This is a genomic window from Chryseobacterium sp. SG20098 (assembly GCF_031844745.1).
In the GTDB taxonomy this organism is placed as follows: Bacteria; Bacteroidota; Bacteroidia; order Flavobacteriales; family Weeksellaceae; genus Chryseobacterium; species Chryseobacterium cucumeris.
Map to the genome: position 1 here is coordinate 3977868 of NZ_CP134622.1, position 18891 is coordinate 3996758.

The window sequence follows — 18891 nt, forward strand, 5'->3', positions numbered from 1 at the left end:
TTCCAGAATTTTAAAAAAAACTTGGAAGATTGAAAATAAATCATAACTTTGTAATTCAAAGTTCTTTTTATGGATTCAAAAAACTATCACGAAGACTTATCCCATATCCGTTCTATGATGGAACGGTCCTCCAGATTTATTTCGCTAAGTGGTTTATCCGGAGTTGTTGCGGGTTTAACGGCTATTATTGGAGTCGTATATGTGTATTTTGTTTTTCAGAGAGAAGGGATCAATTATCTTGATGGCGACAGAAATATTCTGGGACCTGCCTTGGTTAAAGAACTTGTTCTGATTGGGATTGCTATTTTGGTTGTAGCTGTTCTTAGTGGTTATATTTTTACTGCGCATAAAAGCAAAAAAAAAGGTTTGAAGATCTGGGATGCCACGACAAAGCGACTTTTGATTACCTTTGCAGTACCTTTGTTAGCAGGCGGTGTCTTTTGTCTCGCTCTGCTTTATCATCATCTTTTTGTTTTCATTGCTCCGGCTACTCTTATTTTTTATGGATTAGCTTTGGTAGCTGCAGAACGATATACATTAACAGATGTAAAGTATTTAGGATATCTTGAAATTATTTTAGGACTTATTTCTTTGTTCTTTTTAGGATGGGGATTGCTGTTCTGGGCCATTGGTTTCGGTGTTCTGCATATTGTCTATGGATTGATCATGCATAAGAAGTATAAATAATGGGAATTGGTTTTGTCATATTAATACACCTTTTTGCTATCTCAGTTTTCAGTTTTATCTGTGCTGTTGTAAGTTGTTTACTTACTTATTTTATAGGCGGAAAAGAAAGAAGAAGGAATAGAGTAATATTAGCATTTATAGCACCTTTTGTGGCATTTTATACGTTATATATTGTAGGGATTATTGGTTTATCCCTAGTGTCCGATAATAAAAAAGTAGATATTGGAATAGGCGATGCCTGGTATGTTCCTTTAAAAAATAACTATCAGCTATTATTTATTGATTTGCCTGAGCAGGCAAGTATTAATACTGGAAATGGGCTGACTTTGGTTTCACAAGTGGCTAAAATAGAAGAATTGGGTAATCAGGTTTTTGGAAAAACATTTGACAACCAGTATTTTTTCATTGATTTAAAAACAAATGATGTAAAAACTTTTCAGACAGAGAAAGAGTTAAGTGCTTTACATGTAAATAAAAAACTCAATCTAGTAGATACAACTGAATTTTATTCAGAAAGGAAAAGCAATATTATGGGCTATTGGCCTTCGTTAATACTGTTTTTATCTCTTATTGTTAGTATTGGAGCGGTGTACATCTGGAAGCTAATATTATTTTTTTAATTATAAAATTGCTCCAGACATTATTAATAGAGAAGTAAAGAAAATGAAGGATAGTCAGATTTTGGCTATTTCAGAATAAATAAGAAAAAGTAAAATGATCAAAATAAATCAGCTCAATAAAGAATTCGAAAGCCGTGTAAGACTGGGCATTATGTCCGTTCTTATGGTCAACGACTGGGTTGATTTTTCCGAAATGAAAAACCTGCTCGAAATAACCGATGGGAATCTGGCAAGCCACAGCAATGCACTGGAGAAAGCTGGTTATATAGAAGTGAAAAAAGAATTTGTAGGTAAGAAGCCTAAAACCTCTTATCGTGTTACACAAAGTGGAAGGCAAGCTTTTACGGAACATTTGAATGCACTGGAAAAATTATTGGGGCGATAGTCCTATATTTTTTTAAAAATTAACTTTGAATTACAAAGTACTTTATATTGTAAAATTAAATAAAATGATGACACAAAAACAAAAAACACTCACAATTTATGCCCTTCCATTAGCTTTACTCAGTATCCTCTTGGTTGGAAATCTATTTTCTAAGGAAGTGAACTGGTCAGGAGCAGATTTTCTTATTGCAGGAGCTTTGCTTTTTACAACCGCTTTTATCATCAATCTGATCAGAAACAGAATTAAAAAACAAAGTCAGAAAGTGATGATATGTATTTTCATTGTGCTGACTATAGCATTGGTATGGATTGAATTAGCAGTAGGGATTTTCGGAAGTCCTTTTGCCGGAAGCTAAAATTTGGTTTGTGATTAATCTTAAATTATAATGAAAGATTCAGAAATAATAGATCTGGGCAAGACAGTATTCGGAGTATTTTTTTCAATTGGAACTCTTTGTCTTTTAGGAGCTCTTATTACAAAAAATGACGGGTTTGCCTTAGCAGGGTATCTGCTGATCGTTTTCGGAGTGCCAGTCAATTTATTATGCATATTGGGGCTTTTGATATATGGTGTTTTAAATACATCAAAATTTATAGAATGTATGATAGCCATACTTATTTTGACTGCTAATATTCCCATCGCATTTCTGTACGCCATGATAGGTCTTAGTTTTTTCAATAATTAATATTCATCAATATCTAATTTTTAAATAATACGGTATGAAAAAAATACGTGTTCAGTTTCTGCTTTTTGTGTACGATAAAACTCAAAAGTTATACAGAAAATATTTCAAAAAGAAAAAAAGACAATGGCAGTTCAATGAAAAACAATTGCTGGAATTTCAGGAAGATTCCTTAGGCCGAAAACTGGGAGAATTTTACAGGAAACACGGCTTCTCGATGATTCCAAAGATGGAAAACCATGATGTTCACCACCTGATTACGGGCTGTGGAACCAACTTCGAAGATGAAATTGCCATGCAGTACCTGCTTCTGGGAAACGGTAAGCTCAATGCACATCTTCTGGCAGCTATCGTATTAGGAACACTTATCCTACCGGAATATGTAAAAATTTATATCAAAGCTTATAAAAAGGGACAAAATATGAGAACCTTCCATCATTGGGACTTTGAAGAATTGCTATGGCAGAATTTTGAACATGTAAAAGACTTTATTCAACAAAAAGAAACGGCAGTTTTTCATTAAAAACTAAAGATGATGGGAAAAATAAAATTCAGTCCGCTAGGGAAAAGATCATTCATTGTTTCTTTTCTGCTGGGAACCCTTCTGCTGTTTGCATTTTGGTTGATAAGAGCAGAATTTCTTCTTGAGCTTGGCTTTTATTATGTATTGGTAAGTGCCGTGATTAATATGTTTATCCTTCTGCACGAGTTGATTATTTATCTTACTGATGTTTCAGAACAGAAAGCTTCTGGTAATTCGGTCCTTCTCCTGCTTGTCAATATTCCGATTACAACCTTATACCTCTATATAATGACACAGTTTCCCTGGTTGGAAGCGGTTCTCAAAATTTAAATCTTTCAATCCTTTGAATCCTTTCAATCCTTTAAATTTTTAAATAATAAACCTCATGAAAACACATCATTATATATTTCTTACAGCCCTTCTCTTTGTCATTGTCTTTTATGCTCAGGATGTTGGGCTGAATCTTGGAATTCTTGGAATTGTCTATGCCGTATTAACACTGTTTAGAACACCGAAAAAAAATAAAACAAGAACATTGTATGCACTTTTTGGAACAAGTATCCTGTCCAGTATTGCATTTGCCTGGTTCGGAGATTTTCCATCCTTTATTGCGGTGGTAAGCTCACTGCTTTTGCTGGGATATAAATCGAAGAACAAGAGGTTGAAGATTCTCTTTTTAATTCCGGTTTTTATAGTAAACTGCTGTACTTCATTCTGCCGTTTTTTCAGTTTTGATGAATGGCTGCCTAAGAAGAATATTCCAGGATTATGGCAAAAGACATTCGCTTTCATCTTGATCCCGCTGGTGCTGGTTTCCGTTTTCTTTGGAATTTACTCTGCAGGAAGTGATCATTTTGCAGCCTTTTTCACAGATTATGAGTTGGATCTTAATATTTGGCAGGTATTCTGTCTTTCGGTTTTAGGATTTTTTATTGCTTTTAATTATTGGAATTATGCGGTGGAAAAACTCATTTACAAAAATAATCATGTTCTGGATAATGATTTCCGCAAAGATTCCCGGGTTCCAAAGGCTACTTATTCTTTTCTTGACCTTGCTGCAGAACGAATGAGTGGAGTAATCTCTTTTGTCTTGTTGAATGTTTTATTGGTATTCTTTATTATTACTTACAATTATGAACAGTTTTATGAAGCCATAAAAACACCGGTTCAGCTTTCAGAAGAAACCCATGAAAGAGTAAATGCAGTAATCATGTCTATTGTCATGGCTATTTTGGTGATCATGTTTTATTTTAAAGCCGGATTTAATTTTGATCCAAAAGCAGGTTTGTTGAAAATCTTAGCCAAAATCTGGATATTCCTAAATGCTATTCTTGTGGTTTCCGCAGCCCTTAAAAACTATGAGTATATTGTTAATTATGCATTCACCTATAAAAGGTTGGGGGTTTTTGCTTTTCTGTTGTTATCGTTAGTTGGCCTGGTCCTTACTTATATTAAAATCCAAAAACAGAAAAGAAACATTTTCCTTATCAATACAATGATTTGGTTTTTTTATGGAACTGTTCTCGCGTGCAGTTACTTCAACTGGGGTGGTTTTATTACTTCCCAGAATATGAAACGAAAGGATTTTGCGGTCAATTATCATGTAACCTCCATTAATTTTAGTGAAAAAGCACTTCTTAAATATGCGGATGAAAAAAATGATCAGAAACTTAAAAAGACCTTGCAGGATAAAGTGAAAAATGAAACATCCAAAACATTCCTTTCAAAGATCATATATTATCATACCATCAAATAAAATATCATGAAAAACTTAGTGGAATCCTCTAGATTTAAAATTAATCTATTGTTGATAGTGATGACCATATTCTGTTTTAGCCTTTCAGCTTTCAGATATTATATCAGCGATACAAAAGTGTTTTTGTTTCTCAACTGGAATCTTTTTCTTGCGTGGATTCCTTTATTACTAAGTTCTTTTATTCTTGCCTTTAATATCAAAAGCAAAACTTCATTGATCCTTATAGTAATAGTGTGGATATTGTTCTTTCCCAATTCTCCCTACATTCTTACAGATCTTTTTCACCTCAGAGCAAGAAATGAGATACCGATCTGGTATGACCTCATTGTGATTCTTTCCTATGCCTGGACAGGACTGATCTGTGGCTTTATAAGTCTTCATGATATTGAAAAGAGGCTTTCTGATTATATGAATAGAAATATCATCAGCGGGTTAGTTGTCCTTTTTCTTTTTATGAGCAGCTTTGGAGTCTATCTTGGCCGTTTTCTGAGATGGAACAGCTGGGATGTTCTCAACAATCCCTTTGGTCTCTTCTCGGATATTGTGGTGAGATTCATCTATCCTATGGAATATACCAAAACGTGGGGTGTTACTCTATTGATGGGAGTATTGCTCAACTTTATGTACTTTACATTTAAATGGGCAGGAACAAATGATGAAAAAGAATTACAAACGGAAAATAAAACATTCAACGGATTGGAACAATTTTAGCATTTCAATGAGCTCAGCATAATAGATGCTGATCCATTCTTAAAATTAATTATTATGAAAAAAAGCTTATTGTTAATTCCTTTGATAATTGTTGCCTGTAAAAAAGAACCTGCTGTGACAAATGTCGCGGATAAGGACTCTACAGTGGTAACAGAAATGCCTGATTCTGTGGTAAAAAAAGATTCTGTAGCATCAAGGAAAAAAGATTCAATTATTAACAACGCTCCGGTCACTAAGGAAGTATTGCGCAAAGGCGTAATGAGAGATGAAAAAGACGGCCAGATCATAAGAACGGCAGATGCCAACCAGTTGCCTTTTACAATTGGAGAAGAATTTACAAAGGATGATCAGGATTTGATTTTAAAACTGACCCGTTATGATCGTCCCAATATCAAAGCGAAAATTTCAACAAAAGAGAAAGATTTTAATATCCGTTTCAATCAGATCAGACTTCCAAACGGGAACTACGACGGACCTTTTGGAAGAGAAATTACTTATGATACTCCCGGACAAGGTGAAGTATGGTTGATTATCGGAAAAAGTAACATGGCTTCGGGAAATACCAAAGGAAGTTTTACGGTAACTGTGGAATAAGACCCAACCAATTTGGTACAATTTCTGCAAACTAAACTTTGAAGTTTAAAATTTAAAATTATGAAAAATATAGTTCTAACAGCAATGGCCGCTTCAGCTGTACTTGTAAGTTGCGGAACTGTACAGTCGCTGGTTCAGAATACATTTCCCTACACAACGAATGTTTTAGTGTCTACAGGAGTTCCTGCGGATAAAGAAGTTTCTTCCACTGCAACGGCTACCAATGTACAGACCTGGTTCGGAGGAAATAATAATGCAAAAATTAAAGATGTAAGAATTTCAGATGCGAAAATCTCTGTGGCATCTCCTTCCGGAGGAAATCTGAGTGCATTCAAAACGGTTAAAATATACGTTTCTTCTAACGGAACAGGAGAAAGATTAGTAGCTTCACGTTCCAATATCTCCACCAATTCTTCCAGCTTAAATCTTGATCTTAATGATACAGGATTCCTGGACGAAATTGTAAAAAGTTCAGGGTTAACGGTAAGAACCGTTTATGAATTGAAGAATCAGACTTCTTCAGATATGAACATTAAAGTAGCGCTTAATTTCAGCAGCGTTCCGGCAAAATAAAATCAATAAAAATTGATAATAAAAACCCTCTTTTATTTTTCTGAAAGAGGGTTTGATGTGAAATAAATGTATAAAAAATCTTGTATTCTAGAATTTGGTTAATTTCTCAACAACTCTCCTCTGGCCTTCGTTAATATTGATGATATACTGTCCTGTAGGAAGTTGCGAAATATCAATCTTTTCATTCGGTAGAACGGAATTTTTAATCACTGTACGTCCCTGAAGGTTAATAATCTCTACATCCAGTTTTTTATTTTCACTGCTTTGAATAGCAATGGAACTGCTGGATGGATTAGGATAAATTTTAACCTCTAATGATGGTAAAGTCTTAACAGGTGCTGCAAAATTACTTTCCAGTTGAAGGATAGCATTTTTAACATTAGGAAGAGGTCCGATCTTTTGGCCCGTCACTGTTCCTCCCTGAGGAATTCCTGTTGAAATTAAAAGGTTTTTCATCGCCGAAGGTGTTAAATATTGACCTGTAGTCTGGCGATAGAAAGACTGGATTAAAATAGCAGCAGAAGAAACCACCGGTGTTGCAGAACTTGTACCACTGAAATAATTATAAGTTCTGTTGTTGTCATTGTCGTATTTCGCATAAGATCCATAACCGGCAGCCATCACACTGCTTCCCCAACCCTGAACATCCACTCTGCTACCAAAAGTGCTGAAGCTTAATTTCGAATGGGTAGTATTAGGAGATCCTGCTCCTACAATGATAGCACCGCTGTTTCCTCTCGCAAGATAGGTGGCATAAAACGGGTCATCCAGATTCTGATTTCCATTACCCGCTGCTGCAATGATAATAATTCCTGAATCAGTAGCAGCTTTTGTAAGATCCCAGATTACTTTATCATATTCCGCAGGGCAATACTGACCGTCTTTTCCACCAGTCTGCATTTCGTATAATATAATATCTCCGGCCTGAGATGCATTGATAGATCTGCTTACAGCAGAAGCTCGGTTGTATCCCACCGTAGTCCATTCCATATAACCTTTTATTTCAGAAGCACTATAAGCAGCTCCGGTAAGTCCTATATTGTCTTTTATAGAACCTAAAATACTTACTACAGCAGTTCCATGGTCACGATAGTTATTATTGGCCAATCCTGCATTAGGAGAGTAGCCGGGTTCAAGTTGAATTGAATTTTGGTTAGACAGCATCTCGTGAGTTTTATAGAAACCATATTCTACATCGCGCACACGGATATTCTGCCCTGTGATTCCTCTTGACCATGCGTATTTGGCATTGATTCCCGGATTGTCATTCAGATAGGTCTGCAGGCTTTCCAGATCAGGAGTCGCCACAAAAGCATTTACCAAAGGAGGTTCAATAGGCTCGGCACTCATTACAGATACATATTCTATTTCAGGAAATCTCTCAAGAGTACGGATAATTTTTTCTGAAACTTCTTTATTTTGAAGAGGAATATCAGCCTTATAGATTCTTTTCAGCTTTTCCACAGACTCTCCGGAATTACCGATGGCTTTGCTGCTTCTGGCCATTTCATCAAGTTTGCTGTCTGTAAAGTCCAGATCATACTTAAATGAGATGTGATTTTCTCTTGAGAATCGTTCCAGATCAGCGTTTCTGCTGAAAGCCGTTTTTTCTGAATTAATGCCTTTTGAAAAGCAGACGTAAATAATTGAATTTTGATCATTAGCCATTTTTGGCTGACTGTCCTGTCCGAAAGACAGAGTAGAGCAGAACGCAAATAATGCGAAAAGGTTGATTTTTGTTTTCATATAATTTTGTTAAATGGTTGTAAATCAGTTTTGATTTATATCAAAAATAATAATAAAATGAAAACAAATCACTTTTTTGTGATTTTATTTTTTAAATTTTTACTCTTTTCTTTTATATAAGGGATTTTTTTGTTTTTGAGTGATTACCTCAAAGGTTTTCAAAACCTATGAGGTTTAAGAGCAGATATTTGATACTTACTCATCAAAAAAATACGCTTCATAAATTGAAGCGTATCGGGTGTATTTTACACATTTGTCTTTTCCTGCTTAGTTTTTGGTGATAGAATCCATAACAATAGTAACGGGTCCGTCATTGATCAGGGAAACCTTCATATCTGCTCCGAAAACTCCGCTTTCTGTTTTTAATCCGGATTTGGTGATTTCTTCCTTAAAATAATCAAAAAGTGGCACCGCTTTATCCGGTTTTGCAGCCTTTATGAAAGAAGGTCTGTTGCCTTTTTTATAATCTGCAATCAATGTAAACTGACTGATACAAAGAATTTCTCCTGAAATATCTTTCACGGAAAGATTAAGCTTGTCATCTTCATCTCCAAAGATTCTCAGGTTTAAAACCTTTTGTACAAGCCAGTCCGCATCTGGCTTTTCATCATTTTCATCTATACCTACCAGCAGCATAAGCCCTTTCCCGATTTCTCCAACAATTTTTCCGTCCACTTTTACATTGGCTTCGGAGACTCTTTGTATAACGATCTTCATCTTGTATTTCTAATAATAAACATTTAGAGTTTTACTTGCAGCGTCGTAATTGTAAGGATAAGTTTTGGGAGGAAGAGACGTTTGGGCTCCAGACTCCGGCTGTCCTGTACTTAATATCCATCTTGTATTATCCTGTGGACATATAATGGCAATATTATCTTTTACCTCAAGGGTTGTATTGCTATCGGGGCATAGATGTGGGGCATTCCTGTCATAGACTTTAAATCCGTTTGCTGTCCGGACAATAATCAATCCTCTTGTCCCTGACTGTTGCTCGTTGACATAAATCCAGCCGTTGATATTGTTTAAAGCATAATAAGCAGGCAGATTTAAATTAAGAGATACATTAATAGGAACATTGGGGAAACAGTTCACGGTATCTTCTCTGCTTCCACATGAGTTTATAGTTAAATTACTGGAAATCAATAAAATGAAAATGGATAAGATTGAAAAAGTTTTTTTCATTTCAATTTAAATTTTTATATATTTGTAAAAATTAAACGATTACAACACGAAAACATTGTCCGGCAAATGTCGGATTATTTTTTTATACTAAAACTAAATTTTGAAAATTATGGCAAGCTATGTTACAAAGGAGGGCCTAGAGAAAATGAAAGCTGAGCTGGAACAGTTGGAAACTGTGGAGAGACCCAAAATTACTCAGCAGATCGCAGAAGCAAGAGATAAAGGAGATTTATCAGAAAATGCAGAATACGATGCAGCTAAAGAAGCTCAGGGGATGCTTGAAATGAGAATTTCCAAGCTGAAAGATGTTATCTCTACTTCTAAAATTATAGACGAAAGCCAATTAGATACTTCAAAAGTTTCAATCTTAACAACAGTGAAACTTAAAAACAATGCTACCAAGCAAGAGCAGGTATTTACATTGGTACCGGATAACGAAAGCGACCTGAAGACAGGAAAGATTTCTGTGAACACACCTATCGCAAAAGGATTGTTAGGAAAAGCTATTGGCGAAATTGCTGAAATTACTTTACCTAACGGAAACAAACTGTCTTTCGAAGTATTAGACATCTCTTTATAGTCTGATACTCCTTTCTATTTCTGAACTTCTAAATATCTAACCTAAACTTCTGATAAAATGAGCACTATATTCACAAAAATCATTAATGGCGAAATTCCCTCTTATAAGATTGCAGAAAATGAAAACTTTATTGCATTCTTAGACGCAATGCCTTTAGTGAAGGGACACACTTTAGTAGTACCCAAAAAAGAAGTGGATTTGATTTTTGATCTTGAAAGTGAAGAATACAAAAACCTTTGGGGATTTGCCCAAGAGGTAGCCAAGAAGATCAAAACTGCAGTTCCATGTGTAAGAGTAGGAGTAGCAGTGGTAGGACTTGAAGTTCCTCATGCACACATCCATCTGATTCCTTTAAATAAGATGGAAGACATGAATTTCAGAAATGAAAGATTAAAATTAACGAACGAAGAATATACAGAGATTCAACACTCAATTATTAATTCTTAACAACCAGAAAATCGTAAAAAAGTAATTTTTTACGATTTTCTTTAACATATACATATATTATATCATATGAATTCCAACCAATGTTCTTTCTGTGGCAGAAAAAGAAATGAAGTACAGATGCTGATTTCTGGGCAGAATGGTTTTATTTGTGAAAATTGTATAGAGCAGGCACATGCTATCGTAAAAGATGGTGCATCAAAAACAGGATATTCACCTGCTAATAGTATGGAAGAGCTTAAAAAGCCAAAAGAGATCAAAGAATTTCTTGACCAGTATGTGATCGGACAAGATCAGGCAAAAAAGCAACTTTCCATTGCTGTGTATAACCATTATAAAAGATTGGTTCACGCTCAGGACGAAAACAGAGAAGTAGAGCTTGAAAAGTCAAACATTATCATGATAGGAGAGACAGGAACGGGTAAAACGCTTCTGGCAAAAACTATTGCAAGAGAACTGAATGTTCCTTTCTGTATCGTGGATGCTACTATTTTAACAGAAGCCGGATATGTAGGAGAAGATGTTGAAAGTATCCTTTCAAGACTTTTGATGGTAGCAGATTATGATGTGGAAAAAGCTGAAAAAGGAATTGTTTTCATTGATGAGATTGATAAGATTGCCAGAAAATCAGACAATCCAAGTATTACAAGAGACGTTTCAGGAGAAGGCGTGCAGCAGGGATTATTAAAACTGTTGGAAGGTAGTATTGTGAATGTTCCGCCACAAGGAGGAAGAAAGCATCCAGATCAGAAATATATCCAGGTAAATACCCAAAACATCTTATTTATTGCAGGTGGAGCTTTTGACGGGATCAAAGAGATCATCGAAAGAAGAATGAACAAGCAGGCAATTGGTTTCAGCTCTGAAAAAATCAATAAAACAGACGAAGACGAATATATATTAACAAATATTAATGCAATTGACCTTCGTACTTTCGGATTAATTCCGGAACTTTTAGGAAGATTTCCAATCATCACTTACCTCGATAAACTCACAAAAGAGACGTTGGTAAGAATCATGAAGGAACCTAAAAACTCTATTGTGAATCAATTTGTGGAACTTTTCAAAATGGATGGCACAAATTTGGTTATCACAGACGGAGCCATTGAAAAAATCGTAGAGGAAACTATTGAAAAAGGATTAGGTGCAAGAGGGCTTAGAGGGACCACCGAAAAAGTTCTAGAAGACTATATGTTTTCAATAGGAGAGGAGAAAGATATCATCTTAAATGAAGATAATGTTTTGATTAATAGATAAAATATTTTTTTTTTAAGAAAAATAATAATACCTTTGCGGGTGAAGATTGTATTAACACACAAATAATTTATACAATGAGAAAAAGTTTATTTGCTATAGGTCTTTTAGCAATTAGTTATTCTGTTCAGGCGCAGATACTATGTCATGTTGACACTAATGCTAATATGTATGTGAGCGAAGGCACCCTAGTTTATAGCGGTGGAGGTGTACAAACAAAGGGTAATGGCCTTTTGGACGTGCATGGAAATATCATGGTTGTAGGATCTGGTACAGATGCTTTTAAGACAATTGATGCTGCCGGTTCTGATAAGACTGACGGCGGAAATATCATCTTAAGACTTAATACCCCTGCTTCTTTTGCTACTTCCACGTATGGACAGTTGTACATCGACGGACTATCCCAGTCCAACATTACAGGTATTGTAACCAAAGAATACCGAACTACAAGTCATGGTTCCGGTAATTATTTTCAACAAGTTGCGTTACCTTTTTCGGGTAAAGCTTTCAATTCATTATCTGCAGAACTTGGGAAAACTTTCAATACCCAAAGAACAGGAACCGGCAGCAACCCTATTCTAAAGTGGGATAACGCTAATGCAGTTTCTGCACATTTTACAAATTTAGCATCTACTACTGCTGATGGTTCAGGATACTATATGCTGAAAGTTACCAATAACGACTGGAATCCAAGTGCTCCTGCAGGTGCAGCAACTGTTTTCAATATTAACGGGAAACCATATGCTCCCTTAGCTGGAACTGTAACATTGCAGAATGCGGGGAAATCTAATTTGGGACCTTCTAATGTCGTATTCGGGGTTGGTGGTAACGCTGTGAATTCTTACAACGAAAAGTACAACACTTATTTAGATGACAGTTTTGAGTTTACTACAAGCGCATGGGCTGGAACATTTGGTCAGAACTGGTATCAGTTTGGTAACCCCTTCCTTACCAATTTAGATTTATCTAATATTGGATATACTGAAAGTGTTACCGGATCAGACGGAAATGCAGTAAAAAATATCTGGGGTATTGAATACAACCCTGGTACTGTTGTGACACTTCCTGGAGGCTCTACTTATGCTACAGGTGCTCAGGTGGTTACTTATGTGGCTACAGGTGACGGGGTTGCTCCGGCAGTTGGGGATGTGAACCTGGATAAAATGGTTATCAAACCAATGCAGTCGTTTAAAATAAAGTTAAGAGATAATACAGCTCAGACTTTAGACTTTAATACACTGAGAAGATTCAAATCAACCGCAAGAACAGCAGGTACTCCAAATGGTGTAAATGCAGCTAAAATGGCTGGTAAGGGTACAAACAGTACAGTGAAGCAGCTTGGGGTAATTGGTCTTGATGCTAATGGTAATGAGATTTCCAGAACGTACTACGTGGTTTCTCCATCATTTACAACAGGACACCAGGTTTCTACTGCCACGACAGTTCAGGCTTCAGCAGGTACCAGAATTATCGGTACTTACGAAGAAGCATTGAATGGCGGATATGATAATAATTATACGAACTATTGGTTATATATTAACGAAGCTAATGAGGGTAACTTCCAAGGTAAAAATGTTAAGTTAGTTAACTACAAGCTTGATCAGGTTAAATCTTATAAGTTCGAGATCAGAGAAAATGCAGAACTTATTCCTGCTGGTGCACACCAGTTATCTTCAGGAATTGGTTTCTACTATAAAGCGGAAAATGGAAATTTAGTACAGGCTAAGCAGGGAGATGTTGTAGCTGTAACAAATGAAGAAGCTAACTTGTATTATGGTGAGCCAAGTAATAATACTTTAGCTACTAATAAAACAACTCCTAGTGTTTCCAGAACACTTGTTGTTTATGATCCATCTATTACAAATTACATTGTTAGATTTGATCCAAAATGGAAAAAAGCAGACATTCAAGTTTATGATATGAGCGGTAAACTGGTAATCTCTAAAAAAGCGGTTGAAACATCCAGAGATTTTGTAATCGAGCTTGATGGCTCAGTTAAAAATTCATATGTTGTAAAAATCGTTTCTGATAAGGGAGAAACTGTTAACACTAAAATCTTAAAATAAACCACATGAGAACTATTAATAAACTAGTCCTGGCATTTTTCCTATTTGCTGTATCTTTAGCAAATGCCGCTCCACCAATCCCAGGAGGAGGAGGAAATGGAGGAAATGGTACCGGATCACCTGCCTCACCAATTGATATGTATGTATATGTACTGGGTATCGTAGCAATAGGATTTATTGTTTACTTTACAAAAAAGTACAAAAGCGTAAAAGCATAAAATTTTATTAAAATAATATTAAACTCTCTGATTAGTCAGGGAGTTTTTTTATTTTTACTTTATGAAAAAGATTTATACGCTATCAGCGGTTTTGGCTGCATTTGCTTTAAAGGCTCAATTTACTGTTACAATTCAGACTCCGGCAGATTTTAAAGACCAGGATGCTATTCTATATACACTTAACGGATCAAAAGATATTATTGTTACTAAAGAACAGAGTAAGAATAGTACATGGACTTTTAAATATCCGGGTCATTATATGGGGATGATGAAAGTCTATTTTCCTGGCTCTAATAATACCGTAAGCTTTATTTCTGAAAATAAGAATGTCAATTTTAAATTGGATATTCAGAATAACAAAGTAAAAGATGTTATTTATCTGGATGATGCCAATAATCTGATGAGCAAACAACAGGAAGGCTCCCAAAAGAAAGAGCTTATTTTACCAGCTTTAGCACAAATCAAAGAATATTACAAAGACAATACAGATTTTGGAAAAGCTCTGAAAACAGAAATTGACAGACTTTCCGGTGCTTCAGGATCTATTGATGCTGCACAACATCCGTTTGTTGCTTATTATAATACGAATTACAGCAAGTTTCTTTCCAATTCACCCGATTCAACGAAGAAAGTAGATCAGGAAGAAATAATCAACTTTCTTGACAAATCAAATGATATGCTTGAAAGCTCATCGTTATTGAGACCTGTATTAGTAGCTTATCTGAATTCGGGAGGAAATGCCAATGTTACAGCATCTGTTGATAAATTGCTGGATCGTTTAAAAGTAGAAACTCCAAGAGGGCAGACTGTATTGTCAGAATTGATTGATATTTTTGATGTCTATCAGATGGATGAATACAAGAGCAAATATCTGTCTCTAGCTAAAAATCTTAAATGTACCATTACTGACAGGCTTGCTTCTACATTGAAATCGAATGCAAACATTGAAATGGGGGCTATTTTCCCTAATTATAAGTTCCAGTCACCTGTTAATACCACTGCAAAATCTTTACACGATATAAAGGCCGATAAAAAGGTGGTGGTATTCTGGTCATCCACATGTTCACACTGTGAAAGTGAACTTCCAAAACTTTTGGAAAAATATAATGATCTGAAATCGAAAAATATTCAGATTGTAGGGCTTTCTTTAGATGTGGATAAGAATTCATATACCAAAAAAATTGCTGCATTTCCTTGGGTGAATGATTCAGAATTGAGAGGATGGAACAGTAGTTACACAGATTTATATAATATTCATGCAACTCCGACGTATTTTATTTTGGACGCTAACAATAAGATAATCAGCAAGCCAGATCATGTTGGTGATGTTTTAGAATATTTTAAGGTAAAATAATTTTGGAGGTAAAGAAATATTTTCTATATTTGCACCACCAAAACGGCGAGGTAGCTCAGTTGGTTAGAGCGCAGGATTCATAACCCTGAGGTCACGGGTTCAATTCCCGTCTTCGCTACAAAATTAAACCGCAACTAATTGATTTTCAATAGTTGCGGTTTTTAATTTGTACGGTAGATGTACGGTAAGTTATTTTAAACTAATTTTATTGCATTTCTCTAACATCAGCAACTGCAATATATTTGAAAGTGGAAATACAAAATCTAGCTATTATAATTCATTAATTACTTTTGTAATCTTTTATCTTCATATTTAGATCGTTCAGTTTTTAAAGATACCAACCAGTCTAAATACATTTCTTCAGGCATACTACGATAGCCAATTTTATGAATGTGGGCATATTCCTTATTCATCAAATCAAATAGTTCTTTTGCTTTGGGATTGGATAATATAGACTGAATATCTTTAGTATTTTGCTCTTTCATTAGTCTTTGAAATTGCTTCTTATGAGTTTCAGCCTGTAATATCAAAGCATTTGCTAAATAAGGGTGAATCTGTATTGCTCTTTCAGCACACTTCAAAGAAAAGCTTCCATCATTTTCTGGATAACTTCTTTCATAAGCATTTGCTAAATCAACTAACAGCAATGCAAGACTTTCTTTATTGTTCAATGCCTTCATAAAGACACCATTCTGGATAGCATCTAAATGAATATACCCCGAAGCCATTAACCAAGAATCCTGTGGAAAAATACCGCTTGTCAGCTCTGTATTAAACCAGCCTATTGATTTAATGTTATGCTTAATGTAAATGTGATTTGGAGCAAGTGCTAAATTAGCATCCACTCCTAATTCTTCTGCAATAATTTTGTATAGATAAGGCATGGAATTACAGTTTCCTTTCTGTGTGTCTAACAATTTTGAAACAAATAGATTAGACAATTCTTTATGACCGAATACATCCTCAAAATCATAGGTGAATGGTTTATATTTCAGCGTATCCTTTCCAATAATTACAGGAGTAGCTTGGCATATTATCGTATATATTGAAGCATACTTACTTACAGTTGCTTCATCTTTTTCTGAATATTGCAATTTTCTGTTCACAATTATCTGATTACAAAACTTTGTAAGAAATGCAATTTTACGGTTTAATTCTTCTGTGTTTAACTTACCCTGATAATACGCATTTTCAACGCTAAAAACCGCTGATTTAAAACTGTAAGGCTGTTTGTCAACAAGCATATTATCTAATGTTTGATAAGAATCATTATAGAAATGGTTTTCTTGTGCTCTTGATAAAGCAGATAAAATTAGCAAAGTTATAAGTACAAATATATTTTTCATCATTTTGTTGGTGGAGGTGCTGGTTCTAACATTGGAGGATTAGCAAAAAGATTATTATAGTAAAAAGAGTCATGCGAAGTTTTTAAAAACTGATTACCTTGAATTTGAAAGATTTCAAAACATCTTTTTTCAGAAATCACCCCACCACTATATTTGCTATTGAAATTTTCATATTTTTTCAAAACAGTGTCTCTTTCTATACTGTTTTGATTAATTTTCTTTTCAAAATATTCTTTGTTATAAAATACAACAAGATTGTTTTTATATTCAGTGCAATGAAATAGCGAATCAGTGCTATAATCATATACAGAAGCCACTTGTATAAAATCTTTATTGTCATATTTTTGATACCTTACTTGCAACATTCTATCTTTTCCTCCTCTGCAATAGGTTGAATCCAAGACATAATTTATTGAGTGTATTAATTCTTTTTTAAAAGGATTAGATTGATTTGAGCTTACTTCTTTATTTTTATTGCAAGAAATCAGAAATATATTAACAACGGCAATGAACATGAATTTTTTCATCTAAAAACTGCTGTTTTAAGGTTGTAAAGTCGTTTATCTATTAAGTATGTTATCCAATGTTTAATATTAGAATAACGAAAGGTACTAGGAACAATAATGATAATCCTACTATTATATAATCTTGAATTTTCATTTTTTTATAACTAATTACTATTGAAATAATTAATATAGTTTGAATTATTAGCCCTAAGTAAAACAACAAATTAAAAATACCTTGTAGTTGTCTTGGGTTTACTACTTCGTAAACAATACTTGGAATTAAACTGTTATACAATCTATATCTTACTAATAAACAAATTACTAAAACTAATAGTAATAAAAAGCTACTTTTTTTGTACTCTCTGATTCCAGGTCTCAATCTGTTTTTTTTCTTTATTCACATCATAATTCCAATATAAAAATAGTCTATATCCAATGTATAAGGCTACAATTATTGAAAGTAAAATAACTATAATCATTTTATATTTTTTCATATTTAGTTTCCTGAATTTTTAATTGGTGTTGAACGTGGAAATAAACCTTTATATCTATTTAGTAAATAACCATTTTGTATTGACCTTAAATCAGCTTTAGTGTCATTCTTATTGAACTTTAGTGCTCCATCTTTAGTCTGTTGCAATGAAAACCCTAAAACATTCATATAATGTCCCCAAATGAAATTCCCTGCATCTAAATGGTTGTATGCTTGGTAGCCGTCTCCCTGAAATATGTAAAGAGGCCCTTTGTCTTTCAATATTTCAGTTTCAGGATTCCAAGTTTCTCCCTCTCCTTGTTGCAATAAAAAATCAGATAGGTTATAAACAGATGCATCCATTTTTCCACCTGCTGATTCCGTTAATGCCATAAAGTTTCTTCCTATATAGCCTTGTTTACTAATTCCAGAATCTCCTTCAAAAAAGGACATCCAATCATTTGTTATTGAAAATACAAATTGATGATTTTTAAAATCACTACCAAATTTATTCATATTATATTTAATTGAAGCAACATCTGTTTTGGGGTCATTGAACTGATAAACAGTCTGTTGTTTGCTTTTTGAATTTTCAATAACTAATTGGTCTGGTTTGTCATTCTCATCAACTCTGACGAATTTCCCCTCTTCATTAAATACATAATCATCTTCTAATAGTCCTGTTGGGTCACTAAACCTAAGTGGATTATTAAAAGCAAATCTGTAAGGAGTCCAATCGCTATGTTCTTCACTTAATGGGTCAGGAGAAATCCACCTACCATGCGTATCACCAATAGGTTGTGCATCTGGGTCTGATAAATCTATTTCCAGAATATCAATAACCTTTTGTGTTTTTGTATTGAACTTTACTGAACCTATGACAACAATACTGTCTTTATCATGAAATTCCAGATATTTTCCTTTGCTCAATGTAGCAACTTTAGGATAATAACCATATTTCTTAAATGGATTTCCTGCTTCAATATTTTTTCGTCTTCTTTCAGCTTCTTCAGGAGTAAGAGGGTCTCTTGTTTTCAGAACCTCACTCATATATGGACGGTTTCTCTCTTCTTTTGTCAGTTTAACAGGGTTCACCCATTCTTTCTCTGGTTTCTTTAACTTACTTTTTTTAACTTGTGCTTGTGCTAAACCTGCCAAGATCAAAAAACTAAAAAATACAATTCTTTTCATA

23 protein-coding genes and 1 tRNA gene are annotated in these 18891 nt (G+C 34.5%); 18 read left to right on the forward strand and 6 right to left on the reverse strand.

What is annotated here, in order from left to right; translation table 11 throughout:
* Positions 1-69 precede the first annotated feature (69 nt).
* From RHP76_RS18265 to RHP76_RS18315, 11 genes are all read left to right on the forward strand, one after another.
* Positions 70-687: a hypothetical protein gene (locus tag RHP76_RS18265; protein WP_123279565.1), complete on the forward strand. Its 618-nt coding sequence runs from the start codon at positions 70-72 to the stop codon at positions 685-687.
* Entirely contained in the window at positions 687-1307 is a 621-nt protein-coding gene (locus RHP76_RS18270; protein WP_120233603.1) for a hypothetical protein, read from the forward strand. Before RHP76_RS18265 ends, RHP76_RS18270 begins: the two co-directional genes overlap by 1 nt.
* Positions 1308-1401: 94 nt before the next feature.
* Positions 1402-1692, forward strand: a complete 291-nt coding sequence (locus tag RHP76_RS18275) for a winged helix-turn-helix domain-containing protein (protein ID WP_034695841.1) — start codon at positions 1402-1404, stop codon at positions 1690-1692.
* A 64-nt stretch (positions 1693-1756) separates the two neighbouring features.
* Positions 1757-2047, forward strand: a complete 291-nt coding sequence (locus tag RHP76_RS18280) for a hypothetical protein (protein WP_311228735.1) — start codon at positions 1757-1759, stop codon at positions 2045-2047.
* 30 nt (positions 2048-2077) lie between these two features.
* Entirely contained in the window at positions 2078-2377 is a 300-nt protein-coding gene (locus tag RHP76_RS18285; protein ID WP_288441318.1) for a hypothetical protein, read from the forward strand.
* A 34-nt stretch (positions 2378-2411) separates the two neighbouring features.
* Positions 2412-2897: a Coq4 family protein gene (locus RHP76_RS18290; RefSeq protein WP_062672163.1), complete on the forward strand. Its 486-nt coding sequence runs from the start codon at positions 2412-2414 to the stop codon at positions 2895-2897.
* A gap of 9 nt (positions 2898-2906) precedes the next feature.
* Complete coding sequence (locus RHP76_RS18295) at positions 2907-3227, forward strand: hypothetical protein (protein ID WP_288441321.1); 321 nt, start codon at positions 2907-2909, stop codon at positions 3225-3227.
* Positions 3228-3282: 55 nt separating this feature from the next.
* Positions 3283-4653, forward strand: coding sequence for a DUF4153 domain-containing protein (locus RHP76_RS18300; protein WP_311228736.1), 1371 nt, complete (start codon positions 3283-3285; stop codon positions 4651-4653).
* 6 nt (positions 4654-4659) lie between these two features.
* Positions 4660-5364 (forward strand): DUF1361 domain-containing protein, encoded by a 705-nt coding sequence (locus RHP76_RS18305; protein WP_216445419.1) that lies wholly within the window; start codon positions 4660-4662, stop codon positions 5362-5364.
* A 54-nt stretch (positions 5365-5418) separates the two neighbouring features.
* Positions 5419-5958 (forward strand): hypothetical protein, encoded by a 540-nt coding sequence (locus RHP76_RS18310; RefSeq protein ID WP_062672156.1) that lies wholly within the window; start codon positions 5419-5421, stop codon positions 5956-5958.
* A gap of 60 nt (positions 5959-6018) precedes the next feature.
* On the forward strand, positions 6019-6531 hold the full coding sequence (locus tag RHP76_RS18315) for a hypothetical protein (RefSeq protein WP_062672154.1): 513 nt from the start codon (positions 6019-6021) through the stop codon (positions 6529-6531).
* A gap of 87 nt (positions 6532-6618) precedes the next feature.
* Here the strand turns inward: RHP76_RS18315 and RHP76_RS18320 are convergent, their stop codons facing one another.
* The 3 genes from RHP76_RS18320 to RHP76_RS18330 form a co-directional block, all read right to left on the reverse strand.
* On the reverse strand, positions 6619-8277 hold the full coding sequence (locus RHP76_RS18320) for a S8 family peptidase (protein WP_288441324.1): 1659 nt from the start codon (positions 8275-8277) through the stop codon (positions 6619-6621).
* 267 nt (positions 8278-8544) lie between these two features.
* Positions 8545-8994, reverse strand: coding sequence for a D-aminoacyl-tRNA deacylase (gene dtd, locus RHP76_RS18325; RefSeq protein WP_120233595.1), 450 nt, complete (start codon positions 8992-8994; stop codon positions 8545-8547).
* Positions 8995-9003: 9 nt separating this feature from the next.
* Positions 9004-9459, reverse strand: coding sequence for a hypothetical protein (locus tag RHP76_RS18330; RefSeq protein ID WP_062672459.1), 456 nt, complete (start codon positions 9457-9459; stop codon positions 9004-9006).
* A 109-nt stretch (positions 9460-9568) separates the two neighbouring features.
* On the opposite strand from RHP76_RS18330, the gene greA reads away from it, so the two are divergent.
* The 7 genes from greA (at position 9569) to RHP76_RS18365 (ending at position 15493) form a co-directional block, all read left to right on the forward strand.
* A complete protein-coding gene (greA, locus tag RHP76_RS18335; RefSeq protein WP_034695856.1) occupies positions 9569-10039 on the forward strand; it encodes a transcription elongation factor GreA in 471 nt (156 codons plus the stop codon).
* A 57-nt stretch (positions 10040-10096) separates the two neighbouring features.
* The gene (locus tag RHP76_RS18340; protein ID WP_047429226.1) at positions 10097-10486 is read left to right on the forward strand and encodes an HIT family protein; all 390 of its coding nucleotides are present in this window, start codon (positions 10097-10099) and stop codon (positions 10484-10486) included.
* Between the two features lie 66 nt (positions 10487-10552).
* Positions 10553-11740: an ATP-dependent Clp protease ATP-binding subunit ClpX gene (gene clpX / locus RHP76_RS18345; RefSeq protein WP_311228737.1), complete on the forward strand. Its 1188-nt coding sequence runs from the start codon at positions 10553-10555 to the stop codon at positions 11738-11740.
* A gap of 74 nt (positions 11741-11814) precedes the next feature.
* Positions 11815-13803, forward strand: coding sequence for a T9SS type A sorting domain-containing protein (locus tag RHP76_RS18350; protein ID WP_062672464.1), 1989 nt, complete (start codon positions 11815-11817; stop codon positions 13801-13803).
* Positions 13804-13808: 5 nt separating this feature from the next.
* Positions 13809-14021, forward strand: coding sequence for an Fjoh_0651 family PID-CTERM protein (locus tag RHP76_RS18355; protein WP_062672466.1), 213 nt, complete (start codon positions 13809-13811; stop codon positions 14019-14021).
* A 61-nt stretch (positions 14022-14082) separates the two neighbouring features.
* A complete protein-coding gene (locus RHP76_RS18360; protein WP_311228738.1) occupies positions 14083-15375 on the forward strand; it encodes a TlpA family protein disulfide reductase in 1293 nt (430 codons plus the stop codon).
* Positions 15376-15419: 44 nt separating this feature from the next.
* Positions 15420-15493: transfer RNA gene (locus RHP76_RS18365), tRNA-Met, on the forward strand.
* A 166-nt stretch (positions 15494-15659) separates the two neighbouring features.
* Here RHP76_RS18365 and RHP76_RS18370 read toward each other — a convergent pair.
* From RHP76_RS18370 to RHP76_RS18380, 3 genes are all read right to left on the reverse strand, one after another.
* The gene (locus RHP76_RS18370; RefSeq protein ID WP_311228739.1) at positions 15660-16724 is read right to left on the reverse strand and encodes a hypothetical protein; all 1065 of its coding nucleotides are present in this window, start codon (positions 16722-16724) and stop codon (positions 15660-15662) included.
* On the reverse strand, positions 16721-17248 hold the full coding sequence (locus RHP76_RS18375) for a hypothetical protein (protein WP_311228740.1): 528 nt from the start codon (positions 17246-17248) through the stop codon (positions 16721-16723). Before RHP76_RS18375 ends, RHP76_RS18370 begins: the two co-directional genes overlap by 4 nt.
* Positions 17249-17723: 475 nt before the next feature.
* A complete protein-coding gene (locus tag RHP76_RS18380) occupies positions 17724-18890 on the reverse strand; it encodes an RHS repeat domain-containing protein (protein WP_311228741.1) in 1167 nt (388 codons plus the stop codon).
* Position 18891: the final 1 nt, after the last annotated feature.

Coding starts and splice junctions, on each gene's coding strand:
- RHP76_RS18310 (WP_062672156.1), top strand. CDS start 5,419: ATGAAAAAAAGCTTATTGTTAATTCCTTTGATAATTGTTGCCTGTAAA.
- RHP76_RS18350 (WP_062672464.1), top strand. CDS start 11,815: ATGAGAAAAAGTTTATTTGCTATAGGTCTTTTAGCAATTAGTTATTCT.
- RHP76_RS18370 (WP_311228739.1), bottom strand. CDS start 16,724: ATGATGAAAAATATATTTGTACTTATAACTTTGCTAATTTTATCTGCT.
- RHP76_RS18355 (WP_062672466.1), top strand. CDS start 13,809: ATGAGAACTATTAATAAACTAGTCCTGGCATTTTTCCTATTTGCTGTA.
- RHP76_RS18380 (WP_311228741.1), bottom strand. CDS start 18,890: ATGAAAAGAATTGTATTTTTTAGTTTTTTGATCTTGGCAGGTTTAGCA.
- RHP76_RS18295 (WP_288441321.1), top strand. CDS start 2,907: ATGATGGGAAAAATAAAATTCAGTCCGCTAGGGAAAAGATCATTCATT.
- RHP76_RS18275 (WP_034695841.1), top strand. CDS start 1,402: ATGATCAAAATAAATCAGCTCAATAAAGAATTCGAAAGCCGTGTAAGA.
- RHP76_RS18315 (WP_062672154.1), top strand. CDS start 6,019: ATGAAAAATATAGTTCTAACAGCAATGGCCGCTTCAGCTGTACTTGTA.
- RHP76_RS18305 (WP_216445419.1), top strand. CDS start 4,660: ATGAAAAACTTAGTGGAATCCTCTAGATTTAAAATTAATCTATTGTTG.
- RHP76_RS18270 (WP_120233603.1), top strand. CDS start 687: ATGGGAATTGGTTTTGTCATATTAATACACCTTTTTGCTATCTCAGTT.
- RHP76_RS18320 (WP_288441324.1), bottom strand. CDS start 8,277: ATGAAAACAAAAATCAACCTTTTCGCATTATTTGCGTTCTGCTCTACT.
- RHP76_RS18375 (WP_311228740.1), bottom strand. CDS start 17,248: ATGAAAAAATTCATGTTCATTGCCGTTGTTAATATATTTCTGATTTCT.
- RHP76_RS18265 (WP_123279565.1), top strand. CDS start 70: ATGGATTCAAAAAACTATCACGAAGACTTATCCCATATCCGTTCTATG.
- greA (WP_034695856.1), top strand. CDS start 9,569: ATGGCAAGCTATGTTACAAAGGAGGGCCTAGAGAAAATGAAAGCTGAG.
- RHP76_RS18300 (WP_311228736.1), top strand. CDS start 3,283: ATGAAAACACATCATTATATATTTCTTACAGCCCTTCTCTTTGTCATT.
- RHP76_RS18290 (WP_062672163.1), top strand. CDS start 2,412: ATGAAAAAAATACGTGTTCAGTTTCTGCTTTTTGTGTACGATAAAACT.
- dtd (WP_120233595.1), bottom strand. CDS start 8,994: ATGAAGATCGTTATACAAAGAGTCTCCGAAGCCAATGTAAAAGTGGAC.
- RHP76_RS18330 (WP_062672459.1), bottom strand. CDS start 9,459: ATGAAAAAAACTTTTTCAATCTTATCCATTTTCATTTTATTGATTTCC.
- clpX (WP_311228737.1), top strand. CDS start 10,553: ATGAATTCCAACCAATGTTCTTTCTGTGGCAGAAAAAGAAATGAAGTA.
- RHP76_RS18360 (WP_311228738.1), top strand. CDS start 14,083: ATGAAAAAGATTTATACGCTATCAGCGGTTTTGGCTGCATTTGCTTTA.
- RHP76_RS18340 (WP_047429226.1), top strand. CDS start 10,097: ATGAGCACTATATTCACAAAAATCATTAATGGCGAAATTCCCTCTTAT.
- RHP76_RS18285 (WP_288441318.1), top strand. CDS start 2,078: ATGAAAGATTCAGAAATAATAGATCTGGGCAAGACAGTATTCGGAGTA.
- RHP76_RS18280 (WP_311228735.1), top strand. CDS start 1,757: ATGATGACACAAAAACAAAAAACACTCACAATTTATGCCCTTCCATTA.